The organism is Natronomonas aquatica, assembly GCF_024449025.1.
Classification (GTDB): domain Archaea; phylum Halobacteriota; class Halobacteria; order Halobacteriales; family Haloarculaceae; genus Natronomonas; species Natronomonas aquatica.
This window is the reverse complement of sequence record NZ_JAHLKM010000004.1, coordinates 67514-83640: the sequence shown is the minus strand read 5'-3', so window position 1 is coordinate 83640 and position 16127 is coordinate 67514. Positions and strand designations below refer to the sequence as shown.

Below are 16127 nucleotides of genomic sequence, written 5' to 3'. Positions count from 1 at the left end.
ACAAACCGCGAAACGGTTATTTTCGGCCGCCTCTTCGCTACCGTATGCAGATCTCCACCGACCGGCGGGCGTTCCGGGAGACGGCGCGGACGGCGCCCGAGAGCGCGCGGGTGCCGGTCGAGTTGCGGCTCCGCGTCGCCGATCCCTTCGAGGCGTACCGGCGCGCCCGCCGGGGCGACGGCGGCGATATCTTCCTGGAGACGACCGGCGGCCAGCCGGGATGGGGCTACTTCGCGACGGATCCGATAGAGCGGCTCACGGTCTCTGCGGACGCGGTCCCGATCGGCGACGGGGCACCTTCCATGGAGGCGATCGACGCGGCGCTGGCCGACGAAACGCTCGAACGCGGCGGCTGCGAGACGCCGTACCCCTGCGGGCTGTTCGGGTGGCTCTCATACGACATCGCCCGCGAGTTGGAGTCGATCCCGGACGACACCGTCGACGAGCGTGGATTACCGCGGCTCCAGGTGGCGAAATACGACCGCGTCGCCGCCTGGGAGGAACCGCACGCGAACGAAGCCACCCTCCGTGTCACCGCCTGCCCGCGACTCGAAGAGTACGGATCGATCGACGCCGCCTACGAGGGGGGGCTGGCCCGTGCCCGCGAGTTGCTCGCCCGAATCGTCGCGGGCGACCGATCGGCCGGTCGCCCCCCGGCGACGCGCGGTCCGATGACGTTCGAAAGCGACTGTGGCCGGTCGGAGTTCGCCGAGCGCGTCCGGACGGTCAAATCCGCGATCCGGAACGGCGAGACGTTTCAGGCCAACGTCTCCCAGCGTCTCTCGGCGCCGGCGGCCGTCCACCCCCTGGAGGCGTACGCCGCGCTCCGTCGGGTCAACCCCGCGCCGTACTCGGCGCTCGTCGAGTTCCCCGGCGTCGATCTGGTGAGCGCGAGCCCCGAACTACTCCTCGATGTCGACGGCGACCGGCTCGCGACCGAACCGATCGCGGGCACCCGACCCCGGGGGGAAACGCCCGAGGAGGACGAACACCTCGAGGCGGAACTTCGCGCCGACGAAAAGGAGCGAGCCGAACACGCGATGTTGGTCGATCTCGAGCGAAACGACCTCGGGAAGGTAAGCGAGTACGGAACCGTCGACGTCGGGGAGTACCGCCGCGTCGATCGGTACGCCGAGGTGATGCATCTCGTCAGTCTGATCGAGGGAACGCGCCGCGAGGGGTGTTCGATCGCCGACGCCGTCGGGGCGGTCTTTCCGGGCGGGACGATCACCGGCGCGCCCAAACCGAAGACGATGGGGATCATCGACGGCGTCGAGCGGACGCGGCGTGGCCCCTACACCGGAAGCGTCGGCCTGTTCGGCTTCGACGACCGGGCGACGCTCAGCATCCTCATCCGGACGCTCGTCCGCCGCGGCGACCGGTACTACCTCCGGGTCGGGGCGGGGATCGTCCACGATTCGGATCCGGACGCCGAGTACGACGAGACGCTGGCGAAGGGCCGGGCGCTCCTCGAGGCCATGGACGCGGCCCGTTCGGCGACGACGGTCTCGATGGAGACACCGGAACGATGAGTACGCCGACCGTGCTCGTCGTCGACAACTACGACTCGTTCGTCTACAACCTCGTCCAGTACGTCGGCGTCCACGCCGAGGTCGTCGTCCGGCGGAACGACGCGATCGACCTCGCGGGGATCGAACGGCTCGATCCCGACGGCATCGTCGTCTCGCCGGGGCCGGGGACACCGGCCGAGGCCGGCGTCTCGGTTCCGGTCTTTGCGGAACTCGCCTATCCGACCCTCGGCGTCTGTCTCGGCCACCAGGCGCTGTGTGCTGCCCACGGCGTGTCGGTCGATCACGCGCCCGAGGTCGTCCACGGCAAGCCGTCGACGGTCACCCACGACGGGGACGGTCTCTTCGAGGGGCTCCCCGAGCGGTTCGAGGTCGGCCGATATCACTCCCTCGCCGCCATCGGAGAGTTGCCCGACGTACTGGTCGAGACCGCCCGGACGACCCGGACTGCCGACGACGACGGCGTTCTCATGGGCGTCCGGCACCGCGAGAAACCACACGCAGGCGTCCAGTTCCACCCCGAAAGTATTCTCACGGATGCCGGCGAACGGATGGTAGAGACGTTCTGTCGGCGCTGCGGATCGGAGGCGGGTCGGGTGTGACAGTTTATAACGTCGACGGCGAGTTGGTCGACCGCAAAGAGGCGACAGTCAGCGTCGACGACCGGGGGTTCCGGTACGGCGACGGCGCCTTCGAGACCTGCCGGGCCTACGGCGGCACGGTCTTTCTGTGGGGAAAACACCGAGAACGGTTAGAGCAGACCTGCGAGACGCTCGGGATGAGGGAAGCGGTACCCGGGGACCTCCGGGCGCGGATCGACGAGACGCTCGCCGCGAACGACCTCGCGGAGGCGTACGTCCGGGTCTCGGTCACCCGCGGCGTCCAGCCCGGAAAGCTGACCCCGGACGAGGACGTCGACCCGACGGTCGTCGTCTACGTGAAACCGCTCCCTGCCGGCGGGACCGACGGCGAGGCGGTCTGGGACGATCCGGCCACTGTCGAAAGCGTCGCGACGCGCCGGATCCCCGACTCGGCGCTGCCGGCCGACGCGAAGACCCAAAACTACCTCAACGGCATCCTGGCGCGGCTCGAACTGCGGGAAAGCGAGAGAGGGGCCGACGAGTCGCTCATGTGTGACCTCGACGGGTACGTCGCCGAGGGCGCGACGAGCAATCTCTTTTTCGTCGACGACGGGACACTGATGACTCCCGAAGCAGGGTCGATACTCCCGGGTATCACCCGTGGGACGGTGCTGGAGCTGGCCGACTGGATCGACGTTCCGTCCGAGACCGGCCGCTACACCGTCGGGGACGTCCGCCGCGCCGAGGAGGCCTTCCTGACGAACACAACCTGGGAGATCCGCCCGATCGCCCGCCTCGACGGGGCCGCCGTCGGTGGCGGGCCGGTGACAGATCGGCTACGGCGAGCCTACGACGAGACTGTCGATCGGCGCTGTTACGGGGATACGGACGGATCGGGAAACGAAGGCAGAGACGGCGACGGTCAGAACTTGTAGTTCGACTTCGATTCCAGGTCCGTCGCGTCGCTCTCGATCGGGCCCGCCCGGACGAACTCGTAGTCGTCGTCGGTCAGATACACGGTGTCGTCCTCGACGGCGACGTCCACCTCGTTCAGGTACGCCCCCTCGCAGGGACCGAAGTTACAGAACCCGGTGTCGGACTCGAAGTACGCGCCGTGGTTCTCACAGATGAACTCCTCGCCACGCATCTCCGCACCGGAGCCCTTGTCGATCCTGATGTGGGTGTAGTGCTGACAGTAGTTCAGCCACGCATAGATCCCGGCGTCGTTCCTGACGAGGATCGCCTCCCGCTCCTCGTCGGTGTCGGTCTCCCGGAGCGTGAACAGATACGTCGTTTCGGTAGGGACGTCCTCGATCGAAGCGACGGCACGTCGGGAAGCCATCGACGCTCGGTACCGGCCGGCTAAACAAACCCTTTGTGAAACCGCGGCCGGGTTTTTATGTACCCGGCCGGTCGTATCCGGTCCCATGAGCGATCTCCGCGTGCTCGTCGACGGAACCGAACTGTCGGCCGGATGGAACGACGGGAGCCCCGAGACGCGCCGAGCGATCGAGGACGCGCTCCCGATCGAGGGCGAGGCCACCCGCTGGGGCGAGGAGCTGTACTTCGGGACCGACATCGACGTTCCGGCCGAGTCACCCCGGGCGACGGTCGAACCGGGGGCGCTCGCCTACTGGCCCCAGGGGAACGCCGTCTGTCTGTTCTGGGGGCCGACGCCGGCGAGTACCGGCGACGAACCGAAAGCAGCCTCGCCGGTGAACGTCTTCGCGAACGCCGACGTCTCGGCGTTCGATCCCGGCGCGGGCGGCGCGACGCTCCGGCTGGAAGCCGGGAAGCGAAACGAATAGCGGTCGGTATCAACCGACGTCCGGCCCGTCCCAGATAGCCGAAAGGAGGTTCCGCTGGGCGGCACGCAGGTGCCGCGAGAACGTCGGCTGGGCGATCCCCAGCGAATCGGCGATCTCGCCGCCGGTCCGCTTGCGGTTCCCGTCGAAGTATCCGGCGTGGTAGGCCGCCTTCAGAACGTCCCGCTGGCGGTCAGTGAGCGTCCCCGCGAGCAACGCCTCCCACGGCATCCGCTCGGACGGCGCCGCGTCGCGTTCGGCTTTGAGTTCTGCCTCGCCGAAGAGCTCCCGCGCCTGCCCGAGGAACCGCCGCCGATCGCGGCTCCGGCGGACGGAGACGACGAGTTCACACGAGCGCTCCGAGACGGTCATCGATCGGAAACCCGCACCGAGGACGGTGGTCTTCGAGGCGTTGCACGTCCCCCGGGTGACGAGCCCGTAGATCGGCGACGCCCCATCCGAGAGCGCCTCGATCGATTCGATTTCGGGGACACGTTCGGCGGCGGCGATGGCGGTGTCGGGATCCGGATCCGAAATCAGACAGTAGAGCCGACGGGTGTCGCCCTTCCGGCGGCTCACGCTTCTGACCTCGACGGGCGAGGAAAGCCGGCGCGCGAGCGTCCGGAGCGGGTCGTCGTCTTCGATCGCCACCTCGAGGACGAGTTCGCGGCTCCCGTCGCCGTACAGCGCGTTCCGGCGTTCGACCGCCGTGATCGCGTACCCGACGAGCGTCCCGAGTTCGAGTAGTATCTCACGGATCCGGGGATCGAACGTGTCCGGCTCGGTCCCGTAGACGCTCAACGCGCCGTGGACGAGTTCCCGATGGCGGATCGGGACGGTGAACACCGACCGGTAACCCCGCGAGAGCGCCGCCGAGTGCCAGGCCGCCTCGCCCTCGGGGTGGGGAACGCGGTGTTCGCCGTCCGTGACACCGCCGAGCGCGACCCGGGCGGCCAGGGCAGGGACGTCGGCGTCCGGTGAAAGCGAGATCGTGTCGAGATACGACGCCTCGATGCCGGACCGGGCGGCCGGGACGATCCCCTCCGAGGGGAAATCGACGGTTCCGATCCAGGCCCCGGCGAAGCCGTCCAGCTCGGCGAGCGCCTCACAGACGCCCTCGTTGATCTCCGTCCGGGAGTCGGCGTCGATCAGCACCCGGTGCAGCGACCGGATCGTTGCGTTGAGGGCGTTTACGTATTCGAGCTGTGTCTTTCGCTCCGTGATGTCTACGATATAGCCCGTGTATCCGACGATCTCGCCGTCTTCGCGGAGAATTCGAGTGTAATCGAGCACCCAGCGGACGGCGCCGCCCTTCGTCACCATCCGGTAGGGCTCGTGGTGGAACCGATCGGTCGTCGGATCGCTGTGCCGTTCGACCTCCTCTATCACCCGCCATAGGTCGTCGTCGTGGACCAACTCGGCGTATGGCGGGTCGGCATCGTAGAGCTCGGCCGGCGTGTACCCGAACAGTCGCTCGACGTTCGGCGAGACGTACTCGACGGGCCATCCCGACTCGTTCCGCCAGATGAAGACGACGACGGGACCGTCGGTGAAGGGCTCTCCGTCCCCCATCGGGGTCGCGAGTTCGGCCGGTCGTTCGGTCATACCATCGGACCTCAGTTTCGGAAAGGATCCCGGGAGAGATAAATCCGATCCCGTTGACCCGGGAGGGACACCGCAAGCTATTATAATAGCGTCCGCGCTTTTTATCAGCCGAACGGTATATGAGGTCGCGAGCGGTCGATCTGACCGGTCGTTTCGGTTCACGAAGGCAGTGGGCGTGTGGGATGCACCCGACGTTTCGTGCTACATCGGACCGACCGTGTCATCCGATCTCGACCGTCTCGACGTCGGGCTTCGGACCGCCGACGACGATCCCATCAGCGTTCGGTCCGATCGTGATCTCTGCACCGGCAACGATCGGGGCGACGAGCCCCGCGACGACGACGGTCGGATCCGTGAAGGGACCACGGACGGCGACGACGCTGTCGCCGTCGATCGATGCGCGGTCGATGACACGGCGGGCCGCCCCGAGTACCTCGCCGTGGGTGTAGGTGTCCCCGTCCGCCCGGAGCAGGGGGTCTGCCGGGGCGACCTGATCCGGCGGCGCCGTCGGGTTCTCGCTCCAGACGTCGCGCTCGAAATAGGAGACCGACGGGTCCGCCGGCGGATCGTCGTAAACGACGCCCTTCGTCTCGGGGCCGAACGCGTAGGCGTCGATATCCGCCGCCGGCACGACGAGGGCGCGAACGTCGCTTTTGACCTCGGCGGACGGACCGAAGCGGACGACGGCGCCGACGGCGGCCGCCCCGTAGAACGTCAGGACGGGTTCGGGGATCGGGTCGTCCGCGATAGCGACCCCGGCACCGCCCCTGACGCCGATGTGTCTGAGGAAGTTCCCCGCCTTCCAGGCGCTGGTACAGAACCGCCGGTAGTCGTAGCCTCTCTCGACCGCCGGCACGGCGAGTGCGGTCGACTCGGAGCGCCGGTCACGCGCGATCACGTCGCCGAGGACGTCCATACCGGACGTTCGGGCGGGGCTGATTTATATATCGCCGTTGGCGGACGAACACGGCCGCCGAGGTCGGTTTCGCACGCTGTCGTATCCGTCACGTACTTCCGGAGACCGACCCTACCGTAATTATGGAGTATCTCGAGCGCCGTCGGGCGCTTGTCGAGTCGCGGCTGGAGGCCGTCCTCGAGTCGACAGAGCCGGACGCGATGACAGAGCGGCTCGAGCACGTCTCGCTTTCGGGCGGCAAGCGCGTCCGACCGACCGTCACGCTGCTTTCCTTCGAGGCGGCCGGCGGCGAGTTGGTCGGCGAGGACGGCTGCGGGTCGGCCGCTTCCGCGAACGCGGTCGATTTCGCCGTCGGGATCGAACTCGTCCACAACGCGTCGCTTGTGGTCGACGACATCATCGACGAGTCCGAACTCCGCCGCGGCGTCGAGAGCACCTGGGCGGCGTTCGGCCACGGGCCCGCGATCGCGACCAGCGACGGGCTGCTCGGGGAGGCGTTTTCGCTCTTCGGCAGCGACGACCGGGCGATGCGGGCCGTCGCCGAGGCGATGGTCGAACTCGGTGAGGGCGAGGCGACCGAACTCGTCGCGGAGCCGACGACCGAATCGGAGTACGTCGAACTCGCCCGCCGGAAGACGGGGGCGCTGTTCCGGGCGGCCGCGGAACTGGGGGCGATCGCCGCCGACGCCGACACCTACACCATCGAAGCCTTCGGAAGCTACGCCGAGCGCGTCGGGATCGCCTTCCAGATCCGCGACGACGTCCTCGATGCGACCGCCGACGCCGAGAAACTCGGCAAGCCGACCGGCCAGGACGCGGCGATGGAGCGTCCCTCGCTCGTCCAGATAACCGAGATGACTCCCGAGGAGGTCAACTCCCGTGCGCGCTCGGAATCGGACGCCGCGCTGTCGTCGCTTTCGGCGGCCGATCCCGGCGAAAGCACCGCCGTCGAGTACCTCCGGGATCTGGCGGAGTTCGTCGTCGTCCGCGAGCGGTGAGACGAACGACGGTGAGTCTCAGGGTTGTGAGCGGCGAGCGGTGATGGGCGGGGACGTGGGTCAAAACAGCAACGGGAACGGAAACCGGTTTACCCCCGGGGGACCGAGCCCCCTCCATGATAATCCCGGGGTCCACCTCACAGGAACTCGCGGCGGCGCTCGCGAGCGAGCTCGGCGAACCGCTCGCGGCCGTCGAGTACGACCGGTTCGCCGACGGGGAACGGCTCGTTCGGATCCCCGAGACCGACGAGCGGGCGATCGTCGTCGCCTCGACGGTCTCCGATGCCGCACACGTCGAGTTGCTACAGCTACAGGACGCCGCCCGATCGCGGGCCGAGGAGGTCGTCACCGTCCTCCCGTACATGGGCTACGCCAGGCAGGATCGGGCCTTCGAGGCCGGCCAGCCCGTCTCCGCGCGGGCGATCGCGCGGGCGATCTCGACGGGGACCGACCACGTGGTGACCGTCAATCCACACGAAAGGCGGGTGTGTGAGTTCTTCGACGTACCCTGTAGCGCCGTCGACGCCGCCGGGCGGCTGGCCGAGCCGCTGCCGGAGCTGGCCGAGCCGCTGTTTCTCTCGCCGGACGCCGGGGCGGTCGGGCTGGCCGAAACCGTCCGGGACGCCTACGGAGCGGGCGAGACGGACTACTTCGAGAAGGTCAGACACTCCGATACCGACGTCGAGATACGGCCGAACGACGCCGACACCGCGGGCCGGGACGTCGTGTTGGTCGACGACATCGTCGCGACCGGCTCGACGATGAGCACGGCGATCGCCCAGCTCTCGGCACCGGACCAGGTGTTCGTCACCTGCGTTCACCCGATGCTGGCGGCCAACGCCCGGACCAAGATCGCAACCGCCGGGGTCGCGGCGGTGTACGGCACCGACACGATCGAGCGGGCGGTCTCGTCGGTCAGCGCCGCGCCGGCGATCGCCGACGAACTGTAGACGGCCGCCCGATTCCGCGCTGTATCAGTCCCGACCGGCGAGCAGGCCGAGCCGCAAAAGCGCGAGCATTGCGGCGAGCGGGCCGAACCCGGGTTGCTCGTCGACGATCGGCGGCGGATGCGACGGTCGCCGACAGCGTCACCGGCTCGTTCGGCTCGATCTCTGTCGGCGACTGTGAGAGCCCGTGTTCGAGTTCGACCGTTCCCGTCGCCGCCGTCGCGGAGGCGGTGAGAACGGCCGCCCCCCGCATCAAAGCGCCGACGAGAAACGCGAGAAGGACCGTCGACCGGACACTCATTACGCCCCGGCGACGGGCTCGATCGCGATCGCCATCTCGACCGACTCGACGTCCCACACACGCTCGTGGCCGTCCTCGATGGCACCGAGCTCGGCGGCCCGAACCTCATCGACGATGAGGTCGCGGTGCCCCTCGACGAGTGCCGCGATCCGGTCGTCACGAACGTCGAGATCGACGCGGATCTCCGCCTCGATATCGAGATCAAGTTCCTTCCGCATCTCCTGGATCCGCCGGATGACCTCCCGGGCGTACCCCTCGCTTTCGATGTCCTCGGTGAGCGTCGTGTCGACGTAGACGACGCCGCGGTCCTCGCCGTCGACATCGAAGGCAGTCCCCTCGATCCCCTCGGGGGTTTCGGTGTTGAACGAGACCATCTCGTCGGTCAACTCGACCTCTCGGCCGAGTTCCCGGGCGACCGCGTCCTCGAGCGCCGAGTGGTCGGGTTCGGCGACCGAGACGGCGTTGATCGCGTTCATGATCTCGCCGGCTGTCTCGCCGAAGGTCGGTCCGAGCACGGACATGTCCGCGCGGGCGCTGTAGGCGAGTTCCTCCCATTCGTCGTCGGGGGCGATCAACTCGATCTCGCGCGCGTTGAGCCGGTCCCGGAGGAGATCGCGGTGCCGATCGACGGCGGCGGCGGCTCGCTCGTCGTCGGCGGCGACGACGACCCGCGTGACGGGCCATCGGAGCTTGCGTTCGGCCTGCTGGCGGGCGTTCGATCCCGCCTCCTCGACCGCGTCGATGATTTCGATATCGGCCTCCAGTTGCGGATCGTGCAGGTCGTCGTCGACGGTCGGCCACTCGCACATGTGGACGGTCCGATAGCCCGACTCACCGGTCAACGTCCCGTAGATCTCCTCGGAGACGAACGGCGCGAAGGGCGCGAGCAACTTGGTCGTCTCCAGGACGGTGTGATACAGCGTCGCGTAGGCGGCCGTCTTGCTCGCCGAATCGGCCTCCTCCCACATGCGCTCGCGGACGACCTGGATATAGAACCGGGAGACGTCCTCGACGATGAACTCGAGTAACGCATCGAGGGCACGGTCCTGTCTGTAGGCGTCCCACTGTTCGGTCATCTCCGTGGTCACGGACTGGAGCCGCGAGAGGAGCCACTCGTCGACCGTCTCGAGTTCCGCTTCCCCGATTGGGGTTTCGTCGGGATCGAAACCGTCGAGCCGCATGTACGGCAAGGGGAACCGGAAGACGTTCCAGAGGATGTTGAGATCCCGCTGGCGGTTCTCCATCTCGTCCCACGAGAAACGCATATCGTCGCCCTGGGGGTTCTGCGTGAGCAAAAAGAGCCGCATCGGATCGGCCCCGTGGCGGTCGATCGCCTCCTGTGGGGCGACGATGTTGCCGATGGATTTCGACATCTTGCGGCCGTCCTCGGCCAGCGCCCACCCGTGCATGAGGACGTTCCGGTAAGGGACCTCATCGAGGGCGGCGCTTCCCATCCCGAGTTGGGACCAGAACCACCCGCGGGTCTGGTCGTGGGCCTCCATGATCAGGTCGGCGGGCCACAGTTTTTCGAAGGCCTCCTCGTCGCTCGGGTAGCCGATCGTTCCCCACGAGGCGACGGAGGAATCGAGCCAGACGTCAAAGACGTCCGGCACGCGGGTGTAGGTCGTCCCGTCTTCGGTGATCGTCAGTTCGTCGACGGTCCCCTTGTGGAGGTCGATCGAATCGGGGTCGATCTCCTGGTCGACGCGCTCTTGGAGTTCCTCGCGCGTCGCGACGACGATCGCGTCGTCGACGCTTCCGTCCCACTCCTCGGGGACCCAGATCGGGATCGGGATCCCCCAGTAGCGCTGTCTGGAGACGTTCCAGTCCGGCGAATCCTCGATGAAGTCCCGGAAGCGGTTGTCGCGGGCTTCCTGTGGGTACCACTCGCTTTCCTCCATGTTCGCGAGCAGTTCGTCTTTGATATCGGTGACGGTGATGAACCACTGGTCGGTGACCATCTGGATGATCGGCGTATCACACCGCCAGCAGTGGCCGTAATCGTGGTGGTGGCTGTCCCGTTCGAGGAGCAGGCCCTTCCGGTCGAGGTCGTCCATGATCGCCCCGTCGGCGTCCTCGACGAACTGTCCGGCGTAGGTGCCGGCCTCGTCGCTGTAGACGCCGTCCGGCCCGACGGGACAGAAGATCTCGAAGCCGAGTTCGCGGCCGCGCTCGAAGTCGACCTCGCCGTGGCCCGGCGCGGAGTGGACAAGCCCCGTCCGGTCGGCCTCGACGTAGTCGGCGGTGTAGACCTCCAGTGCGCCCTCGAAGTCGGGGGCGTCGGGGACCTCCTCGCGGAGGGGGTGTTCGTACGCCCAGCCGACCATCCCCTCGCCGGACACTTCCTCGCGAACCTCGTAGCCGTCGTAGCCGCCGCGCTCGATCACGTCCTCGACGCAGGATTCCTCGAGGTACAGCGTCTCCGTCCCGCCGTTACGTTCGGCGGCGACTGCCTGGTAGGTCGCTTCGCCGTCGACGGCGACGAAGGTGTTCGCCGGGATCGTCCACGGGGTCGTCGTCCAGATGACGAGGGAACCGTCCCGATCGACGAGGTCGAACTTCACGTAGATGGAGGGGTCCTCGACGTGTTCGTACTCGACCTCGTTGTTCGCGATGGCGGTCTCACACCGGGGACACTGGCTGATCGAACGCTGGCCCTGCTCTACGAGCCCGCGCTCGTGGGCCTTCGAAAACCCCCACCAGGCGGCCTCCATGTACTCGGGATCGACCGTCTTGTAGGGGTCCTCCCAGTCCATCCAGACGCCGAATGACTTGAAATCCTCCTGGAGCCCCTCGAGTTGCTCCTCGGCGAAGGACTTACACTCCTCGATGAACTTCCGCTCGCCGAACTCCTCGATGTCCTTTTTGTTCTCGAAGTCGAGCCGCTCTTCGACTTTCGTCTCGATCGGCAGTCCATGCATATCGTAGCCCGGCCGATCGGTGACATCGTGGCCGCACATCCGGAGATAGCGGATGTAGGCGTCCTTCAGCGTCTTGTTCCAGGTCGTCCCCATGTGTGCCGCCCCCGAGGTGTAGGGCGGCCCGTCGACGAAAAAGAAGTCCTCGCCGTCGGCGCGGTGCTGTTTGGTATGCTCGTAGGCGTCGACCTCGTCCCAGTACCCGAAGACGCGCTCCTCGACCGCGTCCGGCTCGTACTGGTCGTCGACCTCGGCGAACCTGCTCATACCGACACAATCAGCCGCCGGTGTTAAATGGGAATCGGTAGCGTCCTCCGGCGCCGGCCGGATCGGCGCCCGCGGGACGGCTCGATCGGAGCGACGTCGGTCCGATCTCCGGACCGAAAAGTGGGGGTTTTTCCGTACTGAAACCGAGGATCATGGTATGCAGGGTAACCTTCCGCCGGAGGCCCAAGAGAAAATCGAAGAACTTCAGGACCTCCAGGAAACCGCACAGCAGGTCGCACAGCAGAAACAGCAGGCCGAAACACAGCTTCAGGAGTCACGCACGGCGCTGGAGACCCTCGACGGGATGGAGGGCGAAGCGCAGATGTACCGCGAGGTCGGCGAACTCCTCATCGAGACCGACTACGAGGAGGCCTACGACGACCTCGAGGAGAAAGTCGACAGCCTCGAAGTCCGCGTCGAGACGCTGAACAAACAGGAAGAGCGCGTCGAAGACCAGTTCGAAAGCCTCCAGGAGGAACTCCAGCAGATGCTGCAGGGCGGCGCCGGCGGCGCTGGCGGCGGCCCGATGGGCCCCGGCGGTCCCGGTGCCGGCGGCGCGTAAGGCAGTGACCGACCCAGCCGACTCCGCGGAGCCGACCGACGAGGCGGTCGTCGAGGCCGCCTCCGACGCCGCGGAGGGACTCATTCTCTCGCGGTACAAACAGTCCGACGTGACCGACATGGACGTGACCGTCCGTTTCGAGTCCGGAACGCTCGAGGTCGACGTCTATCTCAACGCCCCCGACGAGCCCGACCCCGAGTCGGTCGCCGAGGCGGCTATCGAGGCGGCCGAGGCGGCCGTCGACGAACTCTTTGAGGACACGTAACACCGGCGACTAACTCGCAAGCAGGAAGATCAGAACGCTCACCGCGGTCGCGGCGGCGACGACGATCAACAGTAACGCGCCGCCGATCTGGACCATCGCGTTCGCCGTCGCGGCCAGCGCCTCCGTCCGGTCGGTCCCGAAGACCGTTACCTCCGTTCGTTCGGTCGCGAGCCCTGCCTCGACGGGTTCGAGATCGGCTTCGGCTTCGGCGACCAGATCGACGACCAGATCGACGAGCCGGTCGGGATCGATCGCGTCCCCCACCTGATTGGCCGCCGAGACGGTGTTGACGACGTGGGTATCGGTCGTCATGACCTCGGTTTCGTCCGCGTCGACGGCCCCGACGATCGCCGCCCTGAGCCCGCAGTCCATGTTGTTGCCGTCGACGAGTACGTAGACGGTTCGTCGGCCGTCGACCTCGAAGACGGCGACCCGGACGCCGAGGGGTCCGATCCCTTCCTCGGGGGACCAGTCGGTCTCGGTGTCGGCGATCCCGACCGACAGCGGGCCGCGTTCGGCAGCCGTGAGGCGTTCGGCGACCCGCCCGGCGGCGCTCATCAGGTCGAACGACCGGCGCGATCCGGGGCCGACGCGACCGGCACCGTCCACCATCCCGTCGTTGCAGTTGTGGGCGTCGACGAACGCGATCTCTCGGAGGCCGGCGGCGCGGGCTTCGGCGGAGACCGAAAGACCGACCGAAAACGCCACGTCGTCGGCCGGTTCGGGGGCGTGGGTCGCGACCAACAGGGCGTCGTCGCCGATCGCCTGTCCGAGCACCCGCGAGTCGCCCTCCCGCTCTCGGTCGGCGTGTGTCGCGGCCCGTCCGTACTCGATCCGTTCTTCGGCACGGTCGGCGGCCTCGATGAGCGCGTCGACCTCGCGTTCGGAGACCAGATTGAAATCGTGGCCGGCGGCCGCATGCGGGACGAACGCGAGCCCCTCGGTCGCCGCCGCGATCCGCTCGGGGAGGTTGCCGCCGCCGATCTCGCCCATGGGGCCGGGATGGACCGACGGGACGACGAACCGGGCCTTCTCCGTGCCACCGGGCCGGCGGATCGACAGGACGGTCACCGGCACGATCGCCGACTCGCCGAGGTCCCCGAAGAACGCCTCGAGTTCGTCCGACCCCGCCGCGGTGTGGCCGATGAACCCCCGGACGAAATCGAGGACGGAGACGCCGAGGTTCCGCTGCCAGGGACGATCGATCGCACGCAGGAACACCCAGACGCCGGCAGCGTAGACGACACAGAGGGCGGCCAAAAGCGCGAAATCCGGTGGCCGGACCACGAGCAGGTCCGCGGGATCGGTCGAGCCCCCGACCGATAGCTCGCCCTCGAGGAGATATCCGACGGTACCGCCGTAGACGAACCCGAGGATCGCCGCGGTGAGGGTCTGGATACTCGCCGATATCGCCGCGATCGGCAGCGATCGCCGGGAAACCGCCGTGATGACGAACAGCCGGAGCGCGAAGATCGAGGCGAGGGCGACGACGAGCGCGTCCGAGACGAGCGATTGACCGGCGCCGGCCGCGGCGACGACCGCCGCCGCGGTAACGAGAAAGACGACCACGACGACCTCACAGACGAACGCCAAAAGCGCCGACCGGTTGTAGGTGAGTTTCCCGCCGAGCGCGCGGTCGATCGGGGGCGTGAGGAAGGCCGCGACGACGGTCGGCAACCCGACGTAGATCATCCCGCGGTAGGCGTCGTCCAGCAGGAACTGCGAATCGAAGGCGGCGACGCCGACGATCGCGGCGACAAAGAGAGTCAGAAAGAGACTCGCCGACCAGTCCGGTGCGCGGAAGACGAACCGCGACAGCGACGCCAGATCGCCCCGCGTCCCCGTCATTATCGGAGAGGGGTGCTCCGTCCGGTTAAACGCCCCGGGATCCGGTCGCGGCCGATCGCGTCCGTTCGGGGCGCTACAGTCGCTTCGCTCCGTCGGCAGGTCGGTGGACTTAGTACGGAGGCGACGAAAGAAAGGTGGTATGAACGTCGCAGACGCGATGACGCCGCGGTCGGAAGTTATCACTGTCGAGGTCCCCGGGACGCGAGATGACGTTCTCGAGTATCTGCAGGATCTGGGATTCTCTTCGGTCCCGGTCATCAGGACTACCGACGACGGCGAACAGTTCCGGGGGCTCGTCACCCGGGAGTCGCTCATCGAACAGCCGGACGAAGACCAGCTCGCGTTGCTCGTCCGCGAGGTGCCGACGATCGGACCGTCGGGGACACTGACTGAACTCGCCGAACTCGTCCTCGAATCCGGCGAACGACGCGTCCCGGTCGTCGAGGACGGGGCGCTCGTCGGGATCGTCACCGTGACGGACATCGTTCGGGCCATCGCCGAGGGCGAACAGGACGGATCGGCCGAGGTCGGCGGACTGGCGACGCGGGAAGTCAATACGGTGTATCAGGGAACACCGCTGCCGGTCGCCGAACGGGGACTCTCGTATGCGGACGTGCCGTACGCGGTCGTGCTGGACGACGAGGGCAGACAGACGGGTATGCTCACCGAAGTCGATATCATCGAGGTCGCCCGGGTCGTCCAGGGCGAATCCAACCCCGGCGACGCCGTCGCGAACCAGGACGACGAGTGGATGTGGGAGGGGATCAAGGCGGTCGGGAGCCGGTCGATGCCGACGCTGAACGTGGAGATCCCGTCGGCCCCGGTCTCGGAGTTCATGACCGAGGATCTCGTGACCGTCCCGAAACGCCGGAGTGCACGCGAAGCCGCCCAGTCGATGCTGTCGAAGGACGTCGAGCAGATACCGCTGCTCTCGGGGGATGACCTCGTCGGCATCGTCCGAGACGTCGATCTGCTCAAGGCACTGGTTTGAGCAGGCCGACGCCGCGGGATCCCGGCAGCGCCGACCTGCATCTTTTATTCAGTTCGATGTGAACCGGCGTGTATGACGGTTTACGAGTCCGATCTGCCGGGCGTCGGCAAGAAGTTCGAGATCGAGCTCGACGACGAGACGACACTCGTCGTCGTGATCCACAACACGGGCAAGCGGGAACTCTTCCGCCGGGAGGGAGATGAGGATTCGGTGAAGCTGTTCGAACTCTCCGACAGGATGGCTAGACAGATCGGCACCATACTCGAGGGAGCGTACTTCCAGCCGATCGCGACCGATACGACCGAGACGATGCTGGACGACGACTCGCTGCTGGAGTGGATCAAAGTCACGGAGAGTTCGGAACTCGTCGGTCGAACGCTCGGAGAACTCGAGTTCCGCAGCGAGACCGGCGCGTCGATCGTCTCGATCCAGCGGGACGAGGGGACCGAATCGAATCCCGGCCCGGAGACCGTCATCGAGGCCGACGACACGCTCATCGTTCTCGGGACCAGAGAGGCGTGCCGTCGGGTCGAATCGCTCGCCGGCAGCGATATGTCCGTCGAAGCGGACGCCGAGGAGGACGATACCTGACAC

The 16127-nt window shown here is 67.3% G+C and carries 16 protein-coding genes; 10 read left to right on the top strand and 6 right to left on the bottom strand.

Annotated features, from left to right (window positions below; all coding sequences use genetic code 11):
• Positions 1-44: 44 nt before the first annotated feature.
• Genes KM295_RS05230 through KM295_RS05220 form a run of 3 tightly spaced genes read left to right on the top strand, consistent with a single transcriptional unit; the run spans position 45 to position 3045 of the window.
• Positions 45-1532, top strand: coding sequence for an anthranilate synthase component I family protein (locus tag KM295_RS05230; protein ID WP_256028832.1), 1488 nt, complete (start codon positions 45-47; stop codon positions 1530-1532).
• Positions 1529-2131 carry an anthranilate synthase component II gene (locus KM295_RS05225; protein ID WP_256028831.1) on the top strand — a complete coding sequence of 201 codons (603 nt, stop codon included), beginning with the start codon at positions 1529-1531 and terminating at the stop codon, positions 2129-2131. Before KM295_RS05230 ends, KM295_RS05225 begins: the two co-directional genes overlap by 4 nt.
• Positions 2128-3045, top strand: coding sequence for an aminotransferase class IV (locus KM295_RS05220; RefSeq protein WP_256028830.1), 918 nt, complete (start codon positions 2128-2130; stop codon positions 3043-3045). Before KM295_RS05225 ends, KM295_RS05220 begins: the two co-directional genes overlap by 4 nt.
• Here KM295_RS05220 and KM295_RS05215 read toward each other — a convergent pair.
• Positions 3033-3452 carry a Rieske (2Fe-2S) protein gene (locus KM295_RS05215; RefSeq protein WP_256028829.1) on the bottom strand — a complete coding sequence of 140 codons (420 nt, stop codon included), beginning with the start codon at positions 3450-3452 and terminating at the stop codon, positions 3033-3035. The genes KM295_RS05220 and KM295_RS05215 overlap by 13 nt on opposite strands.
• 85 nt (positions 3453-3537) lie before the next feature.
• Here KM295_RS05215 and KM295_RS05210 point away from each other — a divergent pair, with 85 nt between their 5' ends.
• Complete coding sequence (locus KM295_RS05210) at positions 3538-3918, top strand: cyclophilin-like family protein (RefSeq protein WP_256028828.1); 381 nt, start codon at positions 3538-3540, stop codon at positions 3916-3918.
• Between the two features lie 9 nt (positions 3919-3927).
• Here the strand turns inward: KM295_RS05210 and KM295_RS05205 are convergent, their stop codons facing one another.
• Positions 3928-5520, bottom strand: coding sequence for a helix-turn-helix domain-containing protein (locus KM295_RS05205; protein ID WP_256028827.1), 1593 nt, complete (start codon positions 5518-5520; stop codon positions 3928-3930).
• 220 nt (positions 5521-5740) lie between these two features.
• Positions 5741-6436 carry an acyl-CoA synthetase family protein gene (locus tag KM295_RS05200; protein ID WP_256028826.1) on the bottom strand — a complete coding sequence of 232 codons (696 nt, stop codon included), beginning with the start codon at positions 6434-6436 and terminating at the stop codon, positions 5741-5743.
• Positions 6437-6558: 122 nt separating this feature from the next.
• Here KM295_RS05200 and KM295_RS05195 point away from each other — a divergent pair, with 122 nt between their 5' ends.
• On the top strand, positions 6559-7434 hold the full coding sequence (locus KM295_RS05195) for a polyprenyl synthetase family protein (protein WP_256028825.1): 876 nt from the start codon (positions 6559-6561) through the stop codon (positions 7432-7434).
• Positions 7435-7550: 116 nt separating this feature from the next.
• Positions 7551-8384: a ribose-phosphate diphosphokinase gene (gene prs, locus KM295_RS05190; RefSeq protein WP_256028824.1), complete on the top strand. Its 834-nt coding sequence runs from the start codon at positions 7551-7553 to the stop codon at positions 8382-8384.
• On the opposite strand, the gene KM295_RS17190 is transcribed toward prs, so the two are convergent.
• Together KM295_RS17190 and ileS are read right to left on the bottom strand one after the other, a co-directional pair.
• On the bottom strand, positions 8350-8682 hold the full coding sequence (locus KM295_RS17190) for a hypothetical protein (protein ID WP_256028823.1): 333 nt from the start codon (positions 8680-8682) through the stop codon (positions 8350-8352). The genes prs and KM295_RS17190 overlap by 35 nt on opposite strands.
• Positions 8682-11867, bottom strand: coding sequence for an isoleucine--tRNA ligase (ileS, locus tag KM295_RS05180; RefSeq protein WP_256028822.1), 3186 nt, complete (start codon positions 11865-11867; stop codon positions 8682-8684). Before ileS ends, KM295_RS17190 begins: the two co-directional genes overlap by 1 nt.
• Positions 11868-12024: 157 nt before the next feature.
• On the opposite strand from ileS, the gene KM295_RS05175 reads away from it, so the two are divergent.
• Complete coding sequence (locus KM295_RS05175; protein WP_256028821.1) at positions 12025-12429, top strand: prefoldin subunit beta; 405 nt, start codon at positions 12025-12027, stop codon at positions 12427-12429.
• Positions 12430-12433: 4 nt separating this feature from the next.
• Positions 12434-12694, top strand: coding sequence for a DUF3194 domain-containing protein (locus tag KM295_RS05170; protein ID WP_256028820.1), 261 nt, complete (start codon positions 12434-12436; stop codon positions 12692-12694).
• A 9-nt stretch (positions 12695-12703) separates the two neighbouring features.
• Here the strand turns inward: KM295_RS05170 and KM295_RS05165 are convergent, their stop codons facing one another.
• Positions 12704-14542: a DUF2070 family protein gene (locus tag KM295_RS05165; protein WP_256028819.1), complete on the bottom strand. Its 1839-nt coding sequence runs from the start codon at positions 14540-14542 to the stop codon at positions 12704-12706.
• Positions 14543-14681: 139 nt separating this feature from the next.
• Between KM295_RS05165 and KM295_RS05160 the strand changes: the two genes are divergently transcribed.
• Positions 14682-15533, top strand: a complete 852-nt coding sequence (locus KM295_RS05160; RefSeq protein WP_256028818.1) for a CBS domain-containing protein — start codon at positions 14682-14684, stop codon at positions 15531-15533.
• 72 nt (positions 15534-15605) lie between these two features.
• Positions 15606-16124: a cation:proton antiporter regulatory subunit gene (locus tag KM295_RS05155; protein ID WP_256028817.1), complete on the top strand. Its 519-nt coding sequence runs from the start codon at positions 15606-15608 to the stop codon at positions 16122-16124.
• Positions 16125-16127 lie beyond the last annotated feature (3 nt).

Excerpts from the sequence above, each read along its gene's own strand:
- KM295_RS05230 (WP_256028832.1), top strand. The coding sequence starts at position 45 with ATGCAGATCTCCACCGACCGGCGGGCGTTCCGGGAGACGGCGCGGACG.
- KM295_RS05225 (WP_256028831.1), top strand. The coding sequence starts at position 1,529 with ATGAGTACGCCGACCGTGCTCGTCGTCGACAACTACGACTCGTTCGTC.
- KM295_RS05215 (WP_256028829.1), bottom strand. The coding sequence starts at position 3,452 with ATGGCTTCCCGACGTGCCGTCGCTTCGATCGAGGACGTCCCTACCGAA.
- KM295_RS05210 (WP_256028828.1), top strand. The coding sequence starts at position 3,538 with ATGAGCGATCTCCGCGTGCTCGTCGACGGAACCGAACTGTCGGCCGGA.
- KM295_RS05205 (WP_256028827.1), bottom strand. The coding sequence starts at position 5,520 with ATGACCGAACGACCGGCCGAACTCGCGACCCCGATGGGGGACGGAGAG.
- KM295_RS05200 (WP_256028826.1), bottom strand. The coding sequence starts at position 6,436 with ATGGACGTCCTCGGCGACGTGATCGCGCGTGACCGGCGCTCCGAGTCG.
- KM295_RS05195 (WP_256028825.1), top strand. The coding sequence starts at position 6,559 with ATGGAGTATCTCGAGCGCCGTCGGGCGCTTGTCGAGTCGCGGCTGGAG.
- prs (WP_256028824.1), top strand. The coding sequence starts at position 7,551 with ATGATAATCCCGGGGTCCACCTCACAGGAACTCGCGGCGGCGCTCGCG.
- KM295_RS17190 (WP_256028823.1), bottom strand. The coding sequence starts at position 8,682 with ATGAGTGTCCGGTCGACGGTCCTTCTCGCGTTTCTCGTCGGCGCTTTG.
- ileS (WP_256028822.1), bottom strand. The coding sequence starts at position 11,867 with ATGAGCAGGTTCGCCGAGGTCGACGACCAGTACGAGCCGGACGCGGTC.
- KM295_RS05175 (WP_256028821.1), top strand. The coding sequence starts at position 12,025 with ATGCAGGGTAACCTTCCGCCGGAGGCCCAAGAGAAAATCGAAGAACTT.
- KM295_RS05165 (WP_256028819.1), bottom strand. The coding sequence starts at position 14,542 with ATGACGGGGACGCGGGGCGATCTGGCGTCGCTGTCGCGGTTCGTCTTC.
- KM295_RS05160 (WP_256028818.1), top strand. The coding sequence starts at position 14,682 with ATGAACGTCGCAGACGCGATGACGCCGCGGTCGGAAGTTATCACTGTC.
- KM295_RS05155 (WP_256028817.1), top strand. The coding sequence starts at position 15,606 with ATGACGGTTTACGAGTCCGATCTGCCGGGCGTCGGCAAGAAGTTCGAG.